We start from the raw sequence: 22,086 nt of genomic DNA on the forward strand, positions 1-22,086 counted from the left end.
CCCCCCCCCCCCCCCCCCCCCCCCCCCCCCCCCCCCCCCCCCCCCCCCCCCCCCCCCCCCCCCCCCCCCCCCCCCCCCCCCCCCCCCCCCCCCCCCCCCCCCCCCCCCCCCCCCCCCCCCCCCCCCCGCCATTTTTAATGATACGGCGACCACCGAGAGAATCCCGCCGGCATAGCCTGCGCCTTCACCCGCGGGGAACAGCCCCTTGAGATTGACGCTCTGATAGCTCGCATCACGGGTGATACGCAGCGGCGAAGAGGTACGGGTTTCAATCCCGGTCAGGACTGCATCGTGCAGGTTATAGCCCTTGATCTGCCGGTCGAAGGCTGGCAGCGCCTCACGAATCGCTTCGATAGCGAAGTCTGGTAGGCTCGGTGCCAGGTCACCCAGGGTCACCCCCGGCTTGTACGACGGCTCGACACTACCGAGCGCGGTCGAAGGACGTCCGGCAACGAAGTCACCAACCAGTTGCGCCGGCGCCTGATAGTTGCTGCCACCCATCACGTAGGCGTGCGCTTCAAGGCGCTCCTGCAGTTCAATGCCAGCCAGTGGACCACCCGGATAATCACGCTCCGGATCGATACCCACGACGATGCCGGAGTTGGCATTGCGCTCGTTACGCGAGTATTGGCTCATGCCGTTGGTCACCACCCGGCCTGGCTCGCTGGTCGCGGCGACCACGGTGCCGCCCGGGCACATGCAGAAGCTGTACACCGAACGACCGTTCTTGGCGTGGTACACCAGCTTGTAGTCGGCGGCGCCCAGCTTCGGGTGACCGGCGTATTTGCCCAGGCGAGCCTTGTCGATCAGGGTCTGGGGGTGCTCGATACGGAAACCGACCGAGAACGGCTTGGCCTCCATGAACACGCCCTTGCCATGCAGCATGCGGAAGGTGTCACGGGCGCTGTGGCCCAGGGCCAGGACCACATGGCGCGAGTGCAGCTGTTCGCCGCTGTCGAGCACCACGCCGGTGAGCTGTTCGCCGTCGATCAGCAGGTCGCTGACCTTTTGCTCGAAGCGCACTTCACCGCCCAGGGCGATGATCTCGGCGCGCATGTTCTCGACCATGCCGGTCAGGCGGAAGGTGCCGATGTGCGGCTTGTTGATGTAGAGGATCTCGTCCGGCGCACCGGCCTTGACGAACTCTTCCAGGACCTTGCGGCCATGGTGCTGCGGGTCTTTGATCTGGCTGTAGAGCTTGCCGTCGGAGAAGGTCCCGGCGCCGCCTTCGCCGAACTGCACGTTGGACTCAGGGTTGAGCACGCTTTTACGCCACAGGCCCCAGGTGTCCTTGGTGCGCTGGCGAACTTCCTTGCCGCGCTCGAGTACGATCGGCTTGAAGCCCATCTGTGCCAGCAATAGCCCGGCGAAGATGCCGCAGGGGCCAAAGCCCACCACCAGCGGACGCTGGTCAAGGTTGGCCGGCGCTTGGCCGACGTACTTGTAGCTGACATCTGGCGCCACGCTGATGTTGCGATCGTCAGCGAACTTGGCCAGCAGCTCGGCTTCGTTGGCCGCCTGCAGGTCGATGGTATAGATGAACAGCAGTTCGCTGTTTTTCTTGCGGGCGTCGTAGCTGCGCTTGAACAGGGTGAAGCTGAGCAGTTGGTCATCGCGAATGCCCAGGCGCTGGACGATGGCCTCGCGCAGGGCTTCGTCGGGATGGTCCAGGGGCAGCTTCAGTTCGGTGATTCGTAGCATGGCAGGGTCCAGTATCCCGGCCATGGGCGGCCGGCGGCTTTACTCAAACCGCCAAGTATAAGCTGTTCGCCGCCCTGACTGGCAGGATAAAAGTGCCCGACGATCAGTTGTCGCGAGCGCCGCCATAGTAACCGCAGCCTTGCAGGGTCTGGCCGTCGATCTTCAGCTGCGCGCGCAGGTGGCGGATGGCACCGGTGGCGCTGTCGACGCAGCGCTGCGGGGAGACCCACAGCTCGACCTGTTTACCATTGGCTTCGCTGCTCAGGGTCAGGCCGCCGCCAGGGACTTGTTCTTCCAGAAAGGGCAGTGGCAGTGGCTCTTGGCCGACCCGGTTGAGCACCATGCCCTTGCCGCTGGCCTTGATGTCCCACTCCGGCTCATGGCCGCCGGCGCGCAGGGTCAGCTGTTTGAAGTTGGGGTCTTCGCAGGCGTTGGTCGAAGGCTCGAGGCGATACAGGCGACGGACGTCGAGTTGGCCATCGGTATTGGCCTGCTTGCTGCCGGTCAGGCGGGCACGGACATCGGCGAACAGCTTGTCGCCGGCATCATCGGCCAGGTTTGCCGCTTCTTGCAGAATGCCGGTGGTGCCGGCGTCATTGACCACGAACAAGCGGCTTTCACTGCACGGCTTGAACAGCAGTTTGCCACCGCTGGCGCTCAGTTCGCCCTGCATGCGCGTGGTGCCGAGGTCTGGATCGCTCGGTTTGTCCGCCAGTATCTGGCAGCCGGCGAACAGAGGCAGCAGGGCGGCGAGCAACAGGGGAGGGGTGAGGCGCATGGATGAGGCTCCGGGGTCACAGCGGATGAAGTGGGCACGTTACCCAGCATGGTCGCGGGGCACAAGGGCATTTGCGTTGTGGCGGTGCTGGCCCTATCGCGGGGCAAGCCCGCTCCCACGCTCACCCTGGTGTGGGAGAGTGGGCTGCTACAGCAGGTTCGGGCGCCCATGAAAAAAGGGCCCGAAGGCCCTTTCTGTGTGCAATGTCGATCAACCACCCAGATACGCGTCACGTACCTTTGGATCACTCAACAACGCTTCACCAGTGCCCTGCATCACCACCCGGCCGTTTTCCAACACATAGGCACGGTCAGCGATCTTCAACGCCTGGTTGGCGTTCTGCTCGACCAGGAACACCGTCACGCCATCACGACGCAGCTGTTCGATGATGTCGAAGATCTGCTGGATGATGATCGGCGCCAAGCCCAGCGACGGTTCATCGAGCAGCAGCAGCTTGGGCTTGCTCATCAACGCGCGACCGATGGCGAGCATCTGCTGTTCACCGCCGGACATGGTGCCACCGCGCTGGATGTAGCGCTCCTTCAGGCGCGGGAACAACTCCAGGACCTTGTCCAATTGTTCCTGGTAGTCGCCCTTGTTGGTGAAGAAGCCGCCCATGGCCAGGTTTTCCTCGACCGTCAGGCGAGCGAACACCCGGCGGCCTTCGGGGACCACCGCGATGCTCTTGCGCATGATGTGTGAGGAAGGCTGGCCAACCAGCTCTTCGCCCAGGTACTTGATGCTGCCGCTATGCGCCTGGGGCGAGCCGCACAGGGTCATCAGCAAGGTCGACTTGCCGGCACCGTTGGCGCCGATCAGGGTGACGATTTCGCCCTGGTTGATCTCGACGTTGACGCTGTGCAGTGCCTGGATCTTGCCGTAGAAGGTGGAAACGTTTTCGAACTTGAGCATTTACGCTTCCCCCAGGTAGGCCTTGATCACTTCAGGATTGTCGCGGATCTGCTCCGGCGTGCCGTCGGCCAGGGGCGTACCCTGGTTGATCACCACGATATGGTCGGAGATGCTCATCACCAGCTTCATGTCGTGCTCGATCAGCAGCACGGTCACGTTGTGGGATTCGCGCAGATAGCCGATCAGTGCCTTGAGGTCTTCGGTTTCCTTGGGGTTCAAGCCAGCGGCTGGCTCGTCGAGCATGATGATCCGCGGTTGGGTCATCATGCAGCGGGCGATCTCCAGGCGTCGCTGCTGGCCGTACGCCAGGGTGCCGGCGGTACGGTTGGCGAACTCGGTCAGGTTGACCTTCTCCAGCCAGTACTGCGCGCGCTCCATGGCCTCACGCTCGCTGCGGCGGAAGCTTGGAGTCTTGAACAGGCCTGCGAAGAAGTTGGTGTTCAAGTGCCGGTGCTGGGCAATCAGCAGGTTTTCCAGCGCGGTCATTTCCTTGAACAAACGCACGTTCTGGAACGTACGCACCACGCCCTTGCGGGCGATCTGGTGGCCGGCCAGGCCCTGGATCGGCTGGCCGTCGAGCAGGATGGTGCCGCCGCTTGGCTTGTAGAAGCCGGTCAGGCAGTTGAACACCGTGGTCTTGCCGGCGCCGTTCGGGCCGATCAGCGCCACCACCTGTTTTTCCTTGACGGTCAGGGCCACGCCGTTGACCGCCAACAAGCCGCCGAAGCGCATGCTCAGGCCGCTGACTTGCAGAATTTCGCGGCTCATCGACGCAGCTCCAAATGTGGACGTTGCATAGGCAGCAAGCCTTGCGGACGCCAGATCATCATCAACACCATCAGCGCACCGAACATCAGCATCCGGTACTCGCTGAACTCACGCATCAGCTCTGGCAGCAGGATCATCACGATGGCCGCGAGGATCACGCCCAACTGAGAGCCCATGCCGCCGAGCACGACGATGGCGAGGATGATCGCCGACTCGATGAAGGTGAACGACTCCGGCGTCACCAACCCTTGCCGTGCGGCGAAGAAGCTACCGGCGAAACCGGCGAAGCAGGCGCCCAGGGTGAACGCCGAGAGCTTGATCACGGTGGGGTTCAGGCCCAATGCGCGGCAGGCGATTTCGTCTTCACGCAAGGCTTCCCAGGCGCGGCCAATCGGCATGCGCAGCAGGCGGTTGATGACGAACAGCGCCAACAGGGCCAACAGCAGCGCTACCAGGTAGAGGAAGATGACCTTGTTGATCGAGTTGTAAGGCAGGCCGAAGAACTCGTGGAAGGTTTGCATCCCCTCGGCCGCACGCCGCTCGAAGGTCAAGCCGAAGAACGTCGGCTTCTCGATGTTGCTGATGCCGTTGGGGCCGCCGGTCAGATCGGTGAGGTTACGCAGGAACAGGCGGATGATCTCACCGAAACCGAGGGTCACGATCGCCAGGTAGTCACCGCGCAGACGCAATACCGGGAAGCCCAGCAGGAAGCCGAAGGTGGCTGCCATCAGGCCGGCGATCGGCAGGCAGATCCAGAAGCTCAACCCGTAGTAGTGCGACAGCATCGCGTAGCTGTAGGCGCCGACGGCATAGAAACCGACGTAACCCAGATCGAGCAGGCCAGCCAGTCCGACCACGATGTTCAGGCCCAGGCCCAACATCACGTAGATCAGGATCAGCGTGGCAATGTCGACCGCGCCGCGTGAACCGAAGAACGGCCACACCAGCGCCACTACGATCAGGCCGAGGATGATCCAGCGCTGGGTCTTGGGCAGGGTGAGGAAGTTGCTCACTGCCGGCGAGATCAGCTTGCGGTCCGAGCCTCTGGAGGTGACGGCGCTCCACTGCTTGTCGAACAGCACCCGCAAGAACATCAGCACCGAGCACACGGCGATCACCGTGAGGGTGAACGGCCCCTGGCTGTGCACGATCAGGTTGATGCCGTCGATGCTCAGCTTCAGGCCTAGCACCGGGAAGGCCACGGCCCACACCAGCAAGGCGCTGAAAAACGCCTGTTTGAGATTTTTGTTCATACTTTTTCAACCTCCGGACGGCCCAGGATGCCGGTCGGCCGGAACAACAGCACCAGAACCAAGAGACCGAACGCCACCACATCCTTGTATTGGTCGCCGAAGATGTCGGCGCCGAAGGCTTCGGCCACGCCCAGCACCAGCCCGCCGAGCATGGCGCCCGGAATGCTGCCGATGCCGCCCAATACCGCCGCGGTGAAGGCCTTCAGGCCTACCAGGAAACCGGCGTTGGGGTTGATCACGCCGTATTGCATGCTCAGCAATACAGCCGCCACCGCCGCCAACGCGGCACCGATGACGAAGGTCAGGGCAATGATGTTGTTGGTGTTGATGCCTAGCAGGTTGGCCATCTTGATGTCCTCGGCACAGGCGCGGCAGGCGCGGCCCAGGCGAGAACGGGAGATGAACAGGGTCAGCAGGGTCATGGCCACCAGGGTGACGATGAACACCAGGATCTGCATGTAGGAAATCAGGACTTCCTCCGCGCCACCTGGGCCGAAGGAGATGCTCCCCGGAATCAGGTTCGGGATGGACTTGTCCTTGGAGTCCTGCGATAGCAGCACGGTGTTCTGCAGGAAAATCGACATGCCGATAGCGGAAATCAGCGGGATCAGACGGTTGCTGTTACGCAGAGGGCGATAGGCAACCCGTTCGATGCTGTAGCCATAGGCACTGGTAACGAAGATCGTCGCGACGAACGCCACGGTCATCAGGATCGGCAGCGAGTCGATGCCCATCATGGCCAGCCCGGCAAGGGCGATGAAGGCCACATAGGAACCGATCATGTACACCTCGCCGTGGGCGAAGTTGATCATGCCAATGATGCCGTACACCATCGTGTAACCGATGGCGATCAAGGCGTAGGTGCTGCCGATGGTCAATCCATTAACCAGTTGTTGGAAGAAATGGTAGATCTCAGGCATTACAGCGCTCCTAAAAACCTGATTTGCATTTCACTGGCGGGGGTAGGCCAGGAAACCGCGAGTGACGGTTTTAAGATTTTCAGGTGAACCGGCCCCCGGATCGCGGGAATCAGGTCCATGAACCTCGTAAAACAAAGCCCACTGCTCGCACAGTGGGCTCGTTAGCTCAGCTATTTAGTCACGCAGTTACTGAGGGGAGACTTCGGTCTTCGGTTTGCCGAAGTGCCATTCGTAGACCACGAACTTGAAGTCTTTCAGGTCGCCATTCTTGTCGTACGACAGGTCGCCAGTCGGGGTCTTGAAGGTACCGGCGTGGATGGCCTCGGCTACTTTGTCGGTGTCTTCGGACTTGGCTGCCTTGATGCCTTCGGCGATCAGCTCGACAGCCGAGTAGGCTGGGAACACGAATGGACCGCTTGGGTCTTTGCCGTCAGCCTTGATCGCATCGGCGATGGCCTTGTTGGCAGGATCCTGGTCGAAGGACTTAGGCAGGGTGACCAGCAGGCCTTCGGAAGCGCCTTGGGCAATCTGCGAGATGGAGTCGTTGCCGACGCCTTCTGGGCCCATGAACTTGGCTTTCAGACCTTTTTCCTGGGCTTGGCGCAGGATCAGGCCCAGCTCTGGGTGGTAGCCGCCGTAGTAGACGAAGTCGACGTTGGCTTGCTTGAGCTTCTGGATGATCGAGGAGAAGTCCTTGTCGCCAGCGTTCAGGCCTTCGAACACGGCAACCTTGGTGCCTTTACCTTCCAGGGTGGTCTTGACCGCAGTGGCGATGCCTTCGCCGTATTGCTGTTTGTCGTGCAGAACAGCAACGACCTTCGGCTTGACGTGGTCGGCGATGTAGTTGCCGGCAGCTGGGCCTTGAGCGCTGTCCAGGCCGATGGTGCGGAAGATCAGCTTGTAACCACGGGAAGTGATTTCCGGGCTGGTGGCGGCGGGGGTGATCATGATCACGCCTTCATCTTCATAGATGTCGGACGCAGGCTGGGTGGAGCTGGAGCACAGGTGGCCGATCACGAACTTGACGCCATCGTTGACCACTTTGTTGGCGACTGCCACGGCCTGTTTCGGGTCGCACGCGTCGTCGTATTCCTTGGCTTCAAGCATTTTGCCATCGACGCCGCCCTTGGCGTTGATGTCCTTGATGGCCTGTTTGGCGCCGATGAACTGCATGTCGCCGTACTGGGTCACAGGACCCGTCTTGGGACCGGCGATACCGATCTTGATGGTGTCGGCGGCAAACGAATGGCTGGCTACCCCGGCCAGAACCATTGCGGCGAACAGCTTGGAAATCTTGATCATAGTGCTCCACTCATTCTGTTGTAATTCTTATAGTCCTGGCGGCCAGGGCTACAGACCGGGCGGGATTTGCGGCATGGCCATGCCAGACGCAAGCCCACCTTCCCCCGGAACATGTCCCGGAACTGTACCGGTACAGTGTAGAGCGCTGTCCAAGCGCTTGAAAAGCGGCTGAAAAGCGCCAAATTGCCGAGGTGTCGCTTGATCGACACAAAGATACAGAAAAGCGCCATCACTTTGCCTGCATCGCCAGCCCCACCCCACAAGTTCGGGACCAATCGACCAATTTACGTATTTGAAACCGGGTTTTTCTGCAAAAATGCCGACCTTTTTCATTGGCCGATTTTTGCCGGTAGGAACCCATGACTGATCAAACAAGCACCCTCTATGCCAAATTGCTCGGCGAGACTGCAATCATCGAGTGGAACGCGTTGGAACGATTTTGGGCCAAGGGTGACCTGATTTGGGTCGCGCCTGAGTTGGACCTGATCGCCGTTGCCGAGGCGATGGCCGAGAATCGCAGCGAGATCTTCGCCAAGTGGCGTAGTGATGGCACTGTTGGGGCATTGTCGGCAGAGCAGGCGCTTGACCTGCAAAGCCGCGATCCAGAGATCTGGGCGGTGGTGGTTTCGCCGTTCGTGGTGATGCAAGAGAAGAAAACGCAGTGATGTCGCGCTTTTTTGGTGCGTGAAAATGTGCAGGCGCATCAAATAAGTGCGTGTTGACGCGCACGTAAGGTGGAAGTTGGTAACAGTGCCGGGTTGATTCGGCGCAGCGGTAACAGTTTACGGAATGCGTAATGGGGCCGCAGAGCGGCCCTTCGCGGGCAAGCCGGCTTCCACAGTCTCGCGTCGCGCTCACCTGCAGCGCTGTACCTGGGGGAGCTGGCGACAGCCTGCGATGGGCCGCGCGGCGGCCCCAGTGCCTCAGTAGTCGACGCGCCCGGTATGACTATTGAGCGAGATGACCCGGGTCTTACCGATCCGGTGGCGGAAGATCTCGCGCAGGTATTTCACCGCCTTCTTCACGCACTCGCGCGACAAGCGAATGTCATTGATCGAGACAAACCGGCTCTTGTCGTTGATCAGTTCGCGGTACTTCTTCTCGTACATCGGCTTGATCGCATACCAGTTGGTATCGAGGATCTTCGCCGGGTTCTCGAACTCATTGAGCAACTCGTCAATGCGCTCTTCCTCGAAGTGCTCGCTGGTGATGAACTCCAGGATGGCGTTGTCCAGGGTATCGTCGAAGCGGTACGGGTTACGCGCGAAGCAGCGCTTGATGAACGCTACGATCAAGGTCAGGAAGTCGTCCGACAAACACGGGCTCTTGGCGATCAAGGTGGTCAGCGACAGGTTGGCCGAGGCGCCGATCACCAGCGCGTAACGCTTGAGGGTGGTGTTGGGGAACAGGCTGTTGAGGTGGGTCTTGAGCCGGTTCAGGTCCATGTACGACAGCTTGTAGTCCTTGGGCAGCGAGACGATCGATACCACCGACGAGCAGTTCTTGAAGAAGTGCAGGTCATGCAATGCCGCCGGGTCGAAGCCTGAGGCCTGGTACTGCTCCAGCGCCGCGCGATAACGGCGCGACTCGATCGGCAGCAGGCTGATGCCTTCGATGGCCTGGGTCTGCTTGTTGAAGTGCGGCAGGTCGATGGAGCGGAAGAACAGATCATCGATGTCCAGGCGCGGTGCTTCGCGCTCGAATACCTTGAACTTGTCCGACCCCTGCGCCGGGATCTCCGGCACCACCGATTCGGCATAGGCAATCGCCACTGGGCCGGCCAGGCTCATGAACAGGTCATTGGCGTCCAGGCGAATGGTTTCGCCAATGTCGATGCCGGCGCGGCGGAAGTAGTTCTGATCGTAATCGGTGGTCACCGCCTGGGCGGTGAGGATGTTGAAGATTTGTTGGGAGATGTACTGGTTGGCGTGCTTCTCCATCGCGTTGACGTCGATGTTCTGAATGGTGCCGTCATCGCTTTCTTCGGCGTAGCGCATGATGTCGTTGGAAATCAGCATCATCGCGTTCCACGGGCGGATGCGGCCCATGACGCTGGCTTCGCTGCTGTCTTCGTTGTCGAAGTTATAGGAAAAGTCCCATTCCTCGGACAGGTATTTGCACAGCAGACGACCGGCGTTGATGTGCAGCGCTTCGGACATTTCGCTGCGATGATCCGAGGCATTGGGCAGCACGCAGATGCCGCTGGTGAAGATCGGTTCGAAGACGAACGAATGCCCGCTCTTGCCGTCGTTCTCGTCGGCAGGCTTGGTGTCGAAGGTTTTGTTCATGTACGAGTACTGCTGGGCCAGGCCGAATTCCGACGCCATGCCCGAGCCGGTACCGCCACCGGCGCTGAAGATATAGAAGTACAGCCGCGACTGGTTGGCCTTGATCCCGCAGGAGTCGATCAGGTACGAGTGAATCAGTTTCCAGTCGGCGCTGGAGAAACGCTGGGTGTCTTTGTTGAGGATGATCTTGGCCAGGTACTGACCGAGGATCGGTGCGTTACCGGCACCACCGGCATGGACCTCGGACAGGTCCATGATCTTCATTTTGCTGTAGTCCCGCAGGAAGCCGCCGCGCTCACCCTTGCGCGAGAAGCGGATGCGCCCGGCGATGTCCTTGTCCAGGTCACCGAGCATCACCAATGGCTCGACCAGAAACACCGGTTTTGCACCTTTGTTCTGCACCAGGCGCAGGTTCTGGCGAATCCAGCGTGCCGGGCTGTAGCCCGATTCACCTTTGTGGCGATCCTCGTTGTTGAACTCGTTGAGGAAGAAGGTGCGAGCGTTGTAGACCAGCTCCGCCACGTCCAGGGCAATGTTCGAGCCGCAGCGGCCAAGGCCGATCAGGCACACCGAAGGAAATTGCTGCTCCAGGCGCAGTTGGCTTTCGTCCTCGATGTGGCCGTTCTGGGGGAACACCAGGTCGCGCAGGCCATCGAGGTTGTCGAGGATGCGCTGGATATCCTGCTCGGTGTAATACAGGTACTGCTGCGCCGGCACGCTGCGAGTGGGCAGCGGTTCACGCGCTGCTGTCATCAGCGCGGTGGAGGGGATCGCCGACTCGGGCACCGCATTGGCAGAATTATTGGTAGAGGTCATAGTGCGCCATTTGCCTGGAGTGGTTGGCCCGAAGAGGTGAGTATCATCTGGCCATCACGGAGAAGTTCGCGACTGTATCAGTGCGCCATTTACGGGTGCGATAGGGGTTTGCCTTACAGCTTCTAAGGGTTTTTCTTTCGCGATGGCATTACATCGCCCGTTTGTCACCCTTCTTTAATCTGGAGTCGTTCATGAGTACTGCACTGCCTGCGTTAGGATTCGCCGGAATCGGTCTGATGGGCCTGCCGATGTGCCGGCGGTTGTTGGCCGCGGGCTATCGGCTGACGGTATGGAATCGCAGCCCGGACAAATGCGCCGAGCTGGTCGAGGCGGGCGCCCGTCTGGCTGCCAGCCCCGCAGAGCTATGCCGCGATACCGACATGGTGCTGCTGTGCCTGGCGGATACCGCCGTGGTGCGCGAGGTGGTATTCGGCGAGCAGGGTGTGGCCCGGGGCGGGCGCAGCGGGCAGCTGCTGGTGGACTTCTCCAGCCTGGAGCCGACCGCGACCCGCGAAATGGCCGCGGAGCTGGCGGCGCTGTGTGGCATGGCCTGGTTGGATGCACCGGTGTCGGGCGGCACTCCGGGGGCGGAGGCGGGGACGCTGGCGATCATGGTTGGCGGTGCGGCCGAGGATTTGGCCAGGGCACGCCCGGTGCTGCTCAACCTCGGCCAGCGGGTGACGCACATGGGCGGCGTTGGCGCAGGGCAGGTGACCAAGGCCTGCAACCAGATGATCGTCGCCTGCAATGCGCTGGTGATCGCCGAGGTGGTTGCACTGGCCGAGCAGTCGGGGGTCGAGGCCGGCCTGATCGCCGAGGCGCTGGCGGGCGGCTTCGCTGACTCCAAGCCTTTGCAGATCCTTGCCCCGCAAATGGCCGAGAGCCGCTTCGAACCGATCAAGTGGCATGTGCGCACCTTGCTCAAGGACCTGGATACCGCCGTGAAATTTTCTCGCGAGCAGGGCACGGCAACCCCGCTCAGTGGCCTCGCCGCGCAATTGATGCGTTTGCATGGTAGCCAGGGGTATCTGCAAAAAGATCCGGCGACCCTGGTAGAACTGTATCGACACAAGGACTGAAGTCGCTGTCCTGGCGGTCGAGGCGTTCTAGCACCGGGCGCAGTTCGCCCAGCGGTACCGGGCGGCTGAGCAGGTAGCCTTGCAGGTAGTCGCAGCTGTGGGCGGCGAGGAATTCGTGTTGTTCAACGGTTTCCACGCCCTCGGTGACCACCTGTAGGTGCAGGGTGTGGGCCATCATGATGATCGCCTGGACGATCTCGCGGTCTTTCTGGCTGGCCGGGACGTCCTGGATGAACGAACGGTCGATCTTCAGCACGTCCAGCGGCAGGCGCTTGAGGTAGGCCAGTGACGAATAGCCGGTGCCGAAGTCGTCGATCGACAGCGCCACGCCCTGGGCGCGGATGCGCTTGAGCAGGTTGATGGTGCGATTGATGTCGCCCATCAGGGCATTTTCGGTCACCTCCAGCTCCAATTGCCGTGGCGACAGGCCTGCTTGGAACAGCGCCAGTTCCACCTCGGTGGCCAGCTCTTCGCGGCCCAGGGTCAATGCCGAGCAATTGACCGTCACCTTGAGGCTGGTATAGCCGTGGCGATTGAGCTGGGCCAGGTCTTCACAGGCGCGGCGCAGCACCCACAGGTCAAGGTCGGCGATCAGGCCGTTGGCTTCGGCAATCCCGATGAAGCGATCCGGCCCAAGCAGGCCGTGCTGGGGGTGCTGCCAGCGGACCAAGGCTTCGAGCTTGGCTACCTGGCCGTTGTGCAAATCGAAGATCGGCTGGTAGTGCACGCACAGGCCGCGCTCTTCGAGCAGGGCCACGCGCAGTTCCTCTTCCAATTGCAGCTCCAGGGTGGCGCGGGTACGCAGGCCGCTATTGAAGAAATTCAGGTTATTGCGCCCACAGCCCTTGGATTGATACAGGGCCAGATCGGCGTTTTTCAGCAGCTCCTCGGCGTTGCGGCCATCGTCGGGGAAGATACTGATGCCAATGCTGGTGGTCATCACCATGCGCCGGCCGCCCAGATCGATCGGGTCTTTCATCCGGTGCATGATGCGCAGCGCCAGCTGGCGTGCTTCATCGCGGTTATTCAGGCTGGTGACGATGCAGAACTCGTCGCCGCCAAAGCGCGCCACCAGGTCCTGGCTGCGGGTGGCGGCCTTGATGTGGCTGGCGATGACCTTGAGCAGGTCGTCGCCGGCGGCATGGCCGAGGCTGTCGTTGATGCGTTTGAAGTGATCGATGTCGAGAAACATCACCGCCAGCATGCCGTCGTTGGCGGCTTGTTCGGCCAGGCGCTCGGCAAACACTTGGTTGAAGCCGCGGCGATTGACCAGGTTGGTCAGGGCGTCGTAGTGGGCGGCTTGCTGCAGCGAAACACGGGCTTGGTCCAATTGGCTGAGCAGCACGCTGACCCGACGCAGGTCGTGTTCTTTGCTTTGCAGTTTTTTGTCGGCGAGTGCGGCGCTGATGCTGCTGCCGCTGATCAGCAGGGTGATGAAAGCGATGGTCAAGCCCATTTGCAAGCTGTTGTCGGTCGATGGCAGGCTGAGGGCGGCGTCCGTTGGGATCACCAGGGTCATGGCAGCCATGCCAGTGAAGTGGGTGACCACGATACCGGCCGCCATCAGCACGCTGGCGCCATATTTCATGGCCAGGTGCAAGGTGCCACTGCCGTTGCGCAAGTGGCGCGCCATCAACAAGGCTACCAGGCTGGCGGCGATGGCAATGCCCAACGAGGCCAGCAGCAGGTGGGTCTGGTAGTACTGTTGAGCGCTGGTTTGCAGGGCGGCCATGCCCACGTAGTGCATCAAGGTGATGCCCAGGCCGATGAAGACGGCGGCCTGAAGATAGTGACGCGGGCGCATTTCACTGCGGTCCAGGCTGTTCATCGCCAGCCAAGAGGCGAGCAGGGCGATCAACAGGGACAGCCCGGTCATGGGCACGTCGTAGTGGATTTCCAGCGGTGCGCGGAATGCCAGCATGCTGATGAAGTGCATGGCCCATACCCCACCGGCCAGGCAACAGGCACCCAGGATGCGCCATTGCCGGCGCGCACCGAGGTTTTCGCTGTTGCTTTGCCGTTCGGCCATGTCCAGGGTGGCGAAGCACGCCGCACAGACCACCAGATAGGCGAGCGCTACCAGGAACGGTTCGTGACGGCAGTCGAGAACGATCTGTCCCGTAGCCGGCAAATCGGCGAACAATTGCAGTCCCAGCCAGTCCATTGCTTGCCTCTTCGTCGACCCTGCACGCGTCTCCAGGGAATCTGGATGGAGACTGTTCAGCAAGCAGTATAGGAAGAGGTGCTTAAGCCTTCCTGATTAATGGCATTTTGCTCTCTACCATTTGGTTATTGGTTTAATAGCGGTGGGCTCTAAGCAATTGGGGCCGCTTTGCGGCCCATCGCAGGCAAGCCAGCGATGGGCTGCGAAGCAGCCCCAATAGTTACAACCTTAAATTTAGCCTGCAACCAACACGCGAATCGCTTCCAACCGCAGCGCCGCCTTCTCCAGCATGGCCAAGCCATCAACCCGCTGTTTGCGCAGCGCATCGATCTCACTGTCGCGCACGCTCGGGTTAACCGCTTTGAGCGCGGTCAAACGCGCCAGCTCTTCGTCGGCCTCAGCCGCCAGGCGCCGTTGCGCCTCGGCCACGCGCTCGACATGGACCGGCAAGATCTTCGCGTCGGCGCCAGCAATCCGCTGCGCAAGCGCATCGCGCTGCGCCTGGATGAATTTGTTGGCGCTGGCGCGTGGCACGCTTTCGAGCTGGTCGTTGAGCGTTTCGAACGCCACCCGTGCGGCCAGGTCGTTGCCATTGGCATCGAGTAGGCAGCGCAGCGCCGCCGACGGCAGGTATCGGCCCAGCTGCAAGTTGCGTGGTGCTACCACTTCGCTGACATACAGCAGCTCGAGCAACACGGTACCCGGCTTGAGCGCTTTGTTCTTGATCAGCGCCACGGCGGTGTTGCCCATAGAGCCGGACAACACCAAATCCATGCCGCCCTGGACCATTGGGTGTTCCCAGGTCAGGAACTGCATGTCTTCGCGCGACAGTGCCTGGGCGCGGTCGTAGGTGATGGTCACGCCTTCGTCGTCGCCCAGCGGGAAGCTGGCGTCGAGCATCTTCTCGCTCGGCTTGAGGATCAGGGCGTTTTCCGAATGGTCTTCGCTGTCGATACCGAAGGCATCGAACAAGGTTTCCATGTAGATCGGCAGGGCGAACTGGTCGTCCTGTTCGAGAATCGCTTCAACCAACGCCTGGCCTTCGCCAGCACCACCCGAATTGAGCTCGAGCAGGCGGTCACGACCGCTGTGCAGTTCAGCTTCAAGGTTCTCGCGCTCGGTTTTCGCCTCGGCGACCAACTTGTCCCAGGTGCCGGTTTCACCGCTTTCGAGCAGCGGCAACAGGCGTGGGCCGAAGCGATGCTGCAGGGCGCTGCCAGTCGGGCAGGTGGCGAGGAAAGCGTTCAGCGCCAGGTGGTACCACTGGAACAGGCGCTCTTGCGGGCTGTCCTGCAAGTAGGGGATGTGCAGTTGGATAGTGTGCTTCTGGCCAATCCGGTCAAGACGACCAATACGCTGCTCGAGCAGGTCGGGGTGGGCCGGCAGGTCGAACATCACCAGGTGGTGGGCGAACTGGAAGTTACGCCCCTCACTGCCGATTTCCGAGCAGATCAGCACCTGGGCGCCGAACTCTTCGTCAGCGAAGTAGGCTGCGGCGCGGTCCCGTTCAAGAATGCTCATGCCTTCGTGGAACACGGTTGCCGGGATGCCGGAGCGCACGCGCAGGGCGTCTTCCAGGTCCATCGCGGTCTCGGCGTGGGCACAGATCACCAGCACTTTGGTGCGCTTGAGCATCTTCAGGGTATCGATCAGCCAGTCGACCCGTGGGTCGAAGCGCCACCAGCGTTCTTCCTCGTCGCCCGGGCCCTGGGCCTGGAAGGCCACCTCCGGGTACAGCTCGGCGCGCTCGCCGTTGGGCAGCTCGGCGTATTGCTCGGGATTGGGCAGCGGGTAGGGGTGCAGTTGACGCTCAGGGAAGCCCTGGACTGCAGCACGGGTGTTACGGAACAGCACCCGGCCGGTGCCGTGGCGGTCGAGCAGCTCACGGATCAGGCGCGCGCTGGCCTCGCTGTCGCCATCGCTGACCGCAGCCAGCAGCGCTTCGCCTTCAGCACCGAGGAAGCCGTGGATAGTGGCGTGGGCCTTGGGCGACAGGCGGCCTTGTTCGAGCAGCTCCTGCACCGCTTCGGCTACCGGGCGATAGTTCTCGCTCTCGGCGCGGAAGGCGGCCAGGTCGTGGAAACGGTTCGGGTCGAGCAGGCGCAGACGGGCGAAGTGACTGTCCTGGCCAAGTTGCTCGGGCGTGGCGGTGAGCAGCAGCACGCCGGGGATGACCTCGGCCAGTTGCTCGACCAGGCCGTATTCAGGGCTGACCTGTTCTTCATGCCAGACCAGGTGGTGCGCTTCGTCGACTACCAGCAAGTCCCAACCGGCGGCGAACAGCGCGTCCTGGGCTTTCTCGTCGTCGACCAGCCATTCCAGCGCGACCAACGCCAACTGAGCGTCTTCGAACGGGTTGCTGGCATCGCTTTCGATGAAGCGCTCGGCATCGAACAGTGCCACCTGCAGGTTGAAACGCCGACGCATTTCCACCAGCCATTGGTGCTGCAGGTTCTCTGGCACCAGGATCAGCACGCGGCTGGCGCGGCCAGTCAGTAGCTGGCGATGGATCACCAGGCCGGCTTCGATGGTCTTGCCCAGGCCGACTTCGTCGGCCAGCAGTACCCGCGGGGCGATCCGGTCGGCCACTTCGCGGGCAATGTGCAACTGGTGGGCGATGGGTTGGGCGCGGCAGCCGCCCAGGCCCCACAGCGACGAGAGCATCTGTTTGCTGTTGTGCTGCAAGGTGTTGTAACGCAGCGAGAACCACGCCAGTGGGTCGATCTGCCCGGCGAACAGTCGGTCGCTGGCCAGGCGGAACTGGATGAAGTTGGACAGCTGGGTCTCAGGCAGGGTACGCGGCTGGTTTTGCCCGTCGAGCCCGTGGTAGACCATCAGGCCGTCGATATCTTCAACTTCGCGAACGGTCAGCTTCCAGCCCTCGAAGTGAGTGATCTGGTCGCCTGGCGAGAAGCGCACGCGGGTCAGCGGCGCATTGCGCAGGGAATACTGACGGGTGTCGCCAGTGGCCGGATAAAGCACGGTCAACAGGCGGCCATCCTGCGCCAGGATGGTACCCAGGCCGAGCTCTGCTTCGCTGTCGCTGATCCAGCGTTGCCCCGGTTGATACTGCTGCGCCATACTGCCTGAACTCCCGCCGATGAAAAGCCGGCTATGTTAACGGATAGACCGGGCAGACCAAAGAATAAAGAGTCTAGCTGTTTCATCGACGAACACCTCAACACCTCGAGGGCTCCAAGTCGAATGCTTGCCAAGCAGCGCTGGTTGAACGCCTCCCTGGGCCTGGGCAGCTTGCTGCTACTGGCCGCCTGTGACCAAAACACTTTTCAAACCCTGCCACCGATCCCGGTCGAGCAGCTCGAAGTGCTCGGCGTGCAGACGCCGATCAAGAGCGTGCACTTTCGTGACCGTGAGGGTGAAGGGCTACTGGTGCTGAGCCGGGTCGATGGCCAGGCCACCGATGCCGAGAGCGAGCAGGAAGTCGACAAGGTGGTGCTCAAGGCCACCCTGTATGCGCGCAGCTCGGACAGCGATGCATTCAAGCCGCGTTGGCAGATCGAGCAGGAGACCACGTGTCCGGGGTTGGATCTGGACGTGGACTTCTATAGCGACGTCAGTGATGTCAGCGACCTTAATAAAGATGGCATCGCCGAGCTGACCGTGGCCAGCCATGCGTTTTGTGGTGGCGGTATCGAACCCCATGACATCGCCATCGAAATGCGCGAAGGCCAGGCCATTTACAGCATCACCGGACAATCGCAGATTACCCCGGCCGGTGAGGAGCCCATTGGCGGAGAGCGCGAAGACAGCGCCTCGCTCAAGAGCGCCCCGCAAGGGGTGCGCGAGCACCTCGATAGCGTCTGGCAGCAGGTCTACAAGCGCCCCTGGAGCGAAACCAGCCCGTCGCCTGAGGATGAGCCGGACGAGGAGCCAGCCCAGTAAGCCCATCTATACTTGCTGGTGCGCCGCTGTGATGCGCCGCACAATCGCCTGGCTACAGGCTCAAGACAGTTGAAGGCTGGCCGACACAGTAGCGACAGGAGAACTTCCCCATGCTGCCGCCGATCATCCCGCTCAGTGCCGCCCCCGTGACCTCGCAACAGGATCCGGTCAAGCCGACCCCCGATATTCGTCCGGTGGTCCCCGCGCAGCCTGCTTCCGGCGAAAGCGCCATCGACCTCAAGCACAAGCGCGACCCTGACGAGCAAGCCCTGCTGCTGCGTGATGAGCAGCGCCGCCAGCAACAGCGGCGGCAGAATAACCAGGATGAGCGTTACGAAGCCCTTGCCGGTGAAGAGCTCAACGCCGATAACACTGTTCCGGTGGCGCCACTCGGCGAGCGTCCGAGGCAGGGTTTGCTGGTCGATATCGAAGTCTGACTGGTCAACGCCTGCGCCTGGCTTCATCATGCATGTCTCTGCTGACTGTCGGGCCCGCCCATGAGTGAAGACAACCTGATCGACTTCGGTGCCGAGCGCGCCAAACGTATCCATGACCTCAAGGACAAGCGCCTCAATGAAGTGCGCCAGGCCTTCGAGCAGGCCATGCCGTTGAGCCAGGCCAAAAAGAACAAGCCCAAGGGCAAGCCCAAGAAACGCTGAAACTTGACCCAGGTCAACCCTGCGCCCGCCTCGCGTGCCCGGCCTCGGGCACCATTGACCCCGGTCAATTTCTTCCTCCCTCGTATTGGTTACCTTGCACCCATCGGACAACGGCAAACGAATACGGGAGCGCCGACATGTTCTTCGACAATGTGGTTATCGCGGGTGTGGTAACGGTCGGGTTGATGGTGGTGTTCTTCGCCGGTCTGGGCATTTTCATCTGGAAGGATTCGAACAAACGCAAACCGCGTTGATCCTTCCCGATTCACGAGCACGCAAGGCATTTAGGGCGACTTCGGTCGCCCATTTTTTTGTCTGCGGTTTTTGTCGATGACGCGCTCGTAGCGGGGCACAGCGCAAATAACATACAAAGATGATTAGCTAGCTAATTATTGGTTTCCGCTTTATCCTTGCCAGCGTTGTCTATCGTTCTACTCATCACCCCCGCAAGGTCCGATTCGTGCCCATCACCCTCCAGGCCCTGTTCGCACCCAGCAACCTCGCCATCAAGTTCGCCATCAAGACCCTGTTGGGCGGCGGCCTGGCGTTGTGGCTGGCCATGCGCTGGGGGTTGGAGCAGCCGTCCTGGGCCTTGATGACCGCCTTTATCGTCGCCCAGCCTTTGTCAGGCATGGTGGTGCAGAAGGGCCTGGCGCGCTTGGCCGGGACCCTGGTCGGCACCTTTATGTCGGTGGTGTTCATCGGCTTGTTCGCACAGACGCCGTGGCTGTTCCTGCTTACCCTGGCGCTGTGGTTGGCGCTGTGCACCGCCGCTTCCACGCAATTGCGCAGTGCTTGGTCGTATGCCTTCGTGCTGGCTGGCTACACCGTGGCGATCATTGCCTTGCCGGCCATCGATCATCCGCTGCAGGTGTTCGATCAGGCGGTAGCGCGCTGCACCGAGATTTGCTTGGGCATCGTCTGTGCAACCGCTACCAGCGCCTTGCTCTGGCCTATGCGGGTCGAGCAGCAGCTTGGCGGGCAGGCGCGCCAGGCCTGGCAAAACGGCATGCAAGCGTCGACTGCCATGCTCGGCGGTGAGGAGGGCGCGCGCCAAGGCTTGTTGGACATCCTGGGGCGGATCGTCGCCATCGATTCGCAGCGCGAGCACGCCTGGTTTGAAGGCAGCAGTGGCCGGCAGCGGGCCAGGGCCATTCGCGGCTTGAGTCAGAAACTGATGGTGCTGCTGCGCATTTCGCGCTCGGTACGCCGGCAGTGGCGCCAGCTCGATGACCAGGAGGCCCAGCGCCTTTCGCCGTGGCTGGATGAGGTTCGCGCCCAGTTGGCGCAGCCCGAACTGCCGAGCCTGTTGCTGTTGCGCCAACGTATCTGGGACGCCGCCCACGACGAGCAGATCAGTTCTGCCGAACATTACTGCCTGGCGCGCATGGCCTTGTTGCTGGACTACGCCATGGCGGCGACCCAGGCTTTGCAGGATGTCGAGGAGGGCAGGACGCCCAAGGATATGTCGCAAGGTCTGGCCGTGCATCGTGACCTGCCGCTGGCTCTGCTGTTCGGCTCGCGCAGCGCCTTGGCGTTTTTGGTCATGAGCAGTTTCTGGTTAGCCACCGCCTGGCCGTCGGCACCTGGCGGGCTGGTGCTGACTTGCGTGGTCTGTAGCCTGTTCGCCAGCCGTGAGAACGGCGCACAGATCGGCTTGAGTTTCTTGCGCGGGATTTTCCTGGCGATCCCGGTGGCGTTTGTGGTGGGGCAGATTCTCCTGCCGCAGTGGAGCAGCTTCGCCATGCTCTGTTTAGCCATGGGCGTGCCGCTGTTCTTCGGCGCCCTGGGCATGGCCCATCCGCGCACCGGCGCTACCGCCACCTCGTATTGCCTGCATTTCATTGTGTTGGTGTCGCCGCTCAACGCCATGCACTTTGACGTGGCGAGCATGCTCAACAGCGCCCAGGCGATGCTGATGGGCGTTGGCGCTGCGGTATTGGCTTTCCGCCTGGTGGTGATCCGCCATCCAACGTGGTTGGGCCGGCGGCTGCGCGCGGCGACGCAGAGTGACCTGGTTCGCCTGACCCGCCGCGACCTGCGTGGCGCCGACAGTTGGTTCGGCGGGCGCATGGCCGACCGCCTGATGCAGCTGGCGCGCCATGCCAGCGAGCTGCCCGAAGCTCAGCGCAAACGCTGGGACGATGGCCTGCACGGCCTGGACATCGGCGATGAATTGGTGCACCTGCGCATGTGCTTGGCTGTGGCCCAGGCACCGCTCGATGCGGCGCAAAGGCAATACTTGCAGCAAGTCGAAGCGGTGCTTTCCAGAGGCCCGGCGCCGGGGCGCGGCCAGCGCCTGGATGCGGCCAGTGAGCAATTCATCGCGGCCCTGCGCCGCCAGCCGCCGAGCGACCCGCTGCGGCTGGCCGAGGGCGCCGTGCTGCAGTTACAGAAGAGCTGGGGCAAGTGGTGCCGTTGGCAGGAGGAAATGCATGGGCTTGCGTGAATGGGCGGTGGGCGGTGTGCTGCTCAGCCCGTTTCTGATCTACGTGCTGATTGCGCTGCTGGTGACTGGTGCGCTGCGCCTGCTGGTGCAGGCCACGCCGCTTGGACGCTGGATCTGGCATGAAGCGTTGTTCGATGCGGCATTGTTCGTTTGTATCTTGTTCCTGGTGGTACGTCTGCTAGGGCCTTTGTAAGGAGTCAGTCCATGCGTACAGCGGTACGTACCTTGGTCACCCTGTGTGTGGTGATCATCGCCGTGTTTGCCGGCTATCACCTTTGGCAGTACTACATGCTGACGCCGTGGACCCGCGACGCCCGGGTTCGCGCCGACGTGGTGGTGATTGCCCCGGATGTTTCGGGTTGGGTGCGAGAGCTCAAGGTCCAGGATAACCAGCAGGTGAAAGCGGGCGATGTGCTCATGAGCATCGACCGCGAGCGCTTTCAGGCCGCGTTCGACCAGGCCAAGGCGGTCGCCGAGACCCGCGCCCAGCAGTTGCACCTGCGTGAACGCGAAGCGGCGCGGCGCACCGCGCTTGGCCCCGATGCGATCAGTGCCGAGCTGCGCGAGAATGCCCAGATCAACGCGGCGGTGGCGCGCGGTGAACTGCACGAGGCCCAAGCGCAGTTACAAGTGGCCAAGATCAACCTTGAGCGCAGCGAAGTGCGCGCGCCGCGTAGTGGACACATCACCAACTTGCGCCTGGCGCAGGGTAACTACGTCAACACTGGACAGTCGGTGATGGCCCTGGTGGATGATTCGACGTTCTATATCCAGGCCTATTTCGAAGAAACCAAGTTGCCGCGCATTCGCGTCGGTGATTCGGTCAAGGTCTGGCTGATGGGGGCCGGCGATTCGATGCAGGGGCATGTACAGAGCATCAGCCGCGGGATCACCGACGCCAACAGCAACCCTGACAGCCAGCTGTTGCCTGAGGTTGAGCCGACGTTCAACTGGGTGAGGCTGGCGCAGCGGATTCCGGTGCGGATTCGCTTGGATCAGGTGCCGCAGGGGGTGACCCTGAGCGCGGGGATGACAGCCAGTGTGCAGGTACATGAGGATCAGGCCGAACCTTGAAGTGCTTGCCGGTTGTACTG

General features: G+C 61.9%; 19 protein-coding genes. 9 read left to right on the forward strand and 10 right to left on the reverse strand.

The genetic code is table 11. The features are described from left to right. The 7 genes from AAZU54_RS24450 to AAZU54_RS24480 all read right to left on the reverse strand — a co-directional run. The coding region (locus AAZU54_RS24450) for an NAD(P)/FAD-dependent oxidoreductase (RefSeq protein ID WP_434727780.1) at positions 1 to 1,701 on the reverse strand (1,701 nt) is incomplete at its 3' end. 103 nt (positions 1,702 to 1,804) lie between these two features. Continuing rightward, positions 1,805 to 2,479 carry a COG3650 family protein gene (locus tag AAZU54_RS24455; RefSeq protein WP_186557583.1) on the reverse strand — a complete coding sequence of 225 codons (675 nt, stop codon included), beginning with the start codon at positions 2,477 to 2,479 and terminating at the stop codon, positions 1,805 to 1,807. A 210-nt stretch (positions 2,480 to 2,689) separates the two neighbouring features. Next, positions 2,690 to 3,391, reverse strand: a complete 702-nt coding sequence (locus AAZU54_RS24460; protein ID WP_186557584.1) for an ABC transporter ATP-binding protein — start codon at positions 3,389 to 3,391, stop codon at positions 2,690 to 2,692. Beyond that, on the reverse strand, positions 3,392 to 4,159 hold the full coding sequence (livG, locus tag AAZU54_RS24465; RefSeq protein WP_186557585.1) for a high-affinity branched-chain amino acid ABC transporter ATP-binding protein LivG: 768 nt from the start codon (positions 4,157 to 4,159) through the stop codon (positions 3,392 to 3,394). Beyond that, on the reverse strand, positions 4,156 to 5,412 hold the full coding sequence (locus AAZU54_RS24470) for a high-affinity branched-chain amino acid ABC transporter permease LivM (RefSeq protein WP_186557586.1): 1,257 nt from the start codon (positions 5,410 to 5,412) through the stop codon (positions 4,156 to 4,158). The genes livG and AAZU54_RS24470 overlap by 4 nt, the downstream gene beginning before the upstream one ends. Further along, on the reverse strand, positions 5,409 to 6,332 hold the full coding sequence (gene livH, locus AAZU54_RS24475) for a high-affinity branched-chain amino acid ABC transporter permease LivH (protein ID WP_186557587.1): 924 nt from the start codon (positions 6,330 to 6,332) through the stop codon (positions 5,409 to 5,411). The genes AAZU54_RS24470 and livH overlap by 4 nt, the downstream gene beginning before the upstream one ends. Positions 6,333 to 6,518: 186 nt before the next feature. After that, a complete protein-coding gene (locus AAZU54_RS24480; RefSeq protein WP_186557588.1) occupies positions 6,519 to 7,634 on the reverse strand; it encodes a branched-chain amino acid ABC transporter substrate-binding protein in 1,116 nt (371 codons plus the stop codon). Positions 7,635 to 7,993: 359 nt separating this feature from the next. Between AAZU54_RS24480 and AAZU54_RS24485 the strand changes: the two genes are divergently transcribed. Beyond that, positions 7,994 to 8,299 carry a DUF2288 domain-containing protein gene (locus AAZU54_RS24485; RefSeq protein WP_186557589.1) on the forward strand — a complete coding sequence of 102 codons (306 nt, stop codon included), beginning with the start codon at positions 7,994 to 7,996 and terminating at the stop codon, positions 8,297 to 8,299. A 258-nt stretch (positions 8,300 to 8,557) separates the two neighbouring features. Here the strand turns inward: AAZU54_RS24485 and AAZU54_RS24490 are convergent, their stop codons facing one another. Continuing rightward, positions 8,558 to 10,675 (reverse strand): hypothetical protein, encoded by a 2,118-nt coding sequence (locus AAZU54_RS24490; RefSeq protein ID WP_409456871.1) that lies wholly within the window; start codon positions 10,673 to 10,675, stop codon positions 8,558 to 8,560. A gap of 254 nt (positions 10,676 to 10,929) precedes the next feature. Here AAZU54_RS24490 and AAZU54_RS24495 point away from each other — a divergent pair, with 254 nt between their 5' ends. Beyond that, positions 10,930 to 11,817, forward strand: a complete 888-nt coding sequence (locus tag AAZU54_RS24495) for an NAD(P)-dependent oxidoreductase (protein WP_186557591.1) — start codon at positions 10,930 to 10,932, stop codon at positions 11,815 to 11,817. Here the strand turns inward: AAZU54_RS24495 and AAZU54_RS24500 are convergent. Both AAZU54_RS24500 and rapA read right to left on the reverse strand, forming a co-directional pair. After that, positions 11,717 to 13,981, reverse strand: a complete 2,265-nt coding sequence (locus AAZU54_RS24500; protein WP_186557592.1) for a putative bifunctional diguanylate cyclase/phosphodiesterase — start codon at positions 13,979 to 13,981, stop codon at positions 11,717 to 11,719. The genes AAZU54_RS24495 and AAZU54_RS24500 overlap by 101 nt on opposite strands. Positions 13,982 to 14,215: 234 nt before the next feature. Beyond that, entirely contained in the window at positions 14,216 to 17,062 is a 2,847-nt protein-coding gene (gene rapA, locus AAZU54_RS24505; protein ID WP_392462960.1) for an RNA polymerase-associated protein RapA, read from the reverse strand. Positions 17,063 to 17,185: 123 nt separating this feature from the next. Between rapA and AAZU54_RS24510 the strand changes: the two genes are divergently transcribed. From AAZU54_RS24510 to AAZU54_RS24540, 7 genes are all read left to right on the forward strand, one after another. After that, on the forward strand, positions 17,186 to 17,884 hold the full coding sequence (locus AAZU54_RS24510) for a M949_RS01915 family surface polysaccharide biosynthesis protein (protein WP_186557594.1): 699 nt from the start codon (positions 17,186 to 17,188) through the stop codon (positions 17,882 to 17,884). Positions 17,885 to 17,994: 110 nt separating this feature from the next. Continuing rightward, entirely contained in the window at positions 17,995 to 18,321 is a 327-nt protein-coding gene (locus tag AAZU54_RS24515; RefSeq protein WP_186557595.1) for an aspartate-semialdehyde dehydrogenase, read from the forward strand. A 60-nt stretch (positions 18,322 to 18,381) separates the two neighbouring features. Then, the gene (locus AAZU54_RS24520) at positions 18,382 to 18,543 is read left to right on the forward strand and encodes a hypothetical protein (RefSeq protein ID WP_186557596.1); all 162 of its coding nucleotides are present in this window, start codon (positions 18,382 to 18,384) and stop codon (positions 18,541 to 18,543) included. A gap of 137 nt (positions 18,544 to 18,680) precedes the next feature. Beyond that, on the forward strand, positions 18,681 to 18,797 hold the full coding sequence (gene ccoM / locus AAZU54_RS24525; RefSeq protein ID WP_025340347.1) for a cytochrome c oxidase subunit CcoM: 117 nt from the start codon (positions 18,681 to 18,683) through the stop codon (positions 18,795 to 18,797). A 206-nt stretch (positions 18,798 to 19,003) separates the two neighbouring features. Continuing rightward, entirely contained in the window at positions 19,004 to 20,992 is a 1,989-nt protein-coding gene (locus AAZU54_RS24530; RefSeq protein ID WP_405129574.1) for an FUSC family protein, read from the forward strand. After that, positions 20,979 to 21,185, forward strand: a complete 207-nt coding sequence (locus AAZU54_RS24535; RefSeq protein ID WP_186557598.1) for a DUF1656 domain-containing protein — start codon at positions 20,979 to 20,981, stop codon at positions 21,183 to 21,185. Before AAZU54_RS24530 ends, AAZU54_RS24535 begins: the two co-directional genes overlap by 14 nt. Positions 21,186 to 21,196: 11 nt before the next feature. After that, a complete protein-coding gene (locus tag AAZU54_RS24540; protein ID WP_434727781.1) occupies positions 21,197 to 22,066 on the forward strand; it encodes an efflux RND transporter periplasmic adaptor subunit in 870 nt (289 codons plus the stop codon). Positions 22,067 to 22,086 lie beyond the last annotated feature (20 nt).

This window comes from Pseudomonas sp. Je.1.5.c, from assembly GCF_051129895.1.
GTDB classification, from domain to species: Bacteria; Pseudomonadota; Gammaproteobacteria; order Pseudomonadales; family Pseudomonadaceae; genus Aquipseudomonas; species Aquipseudomonas urmiensis.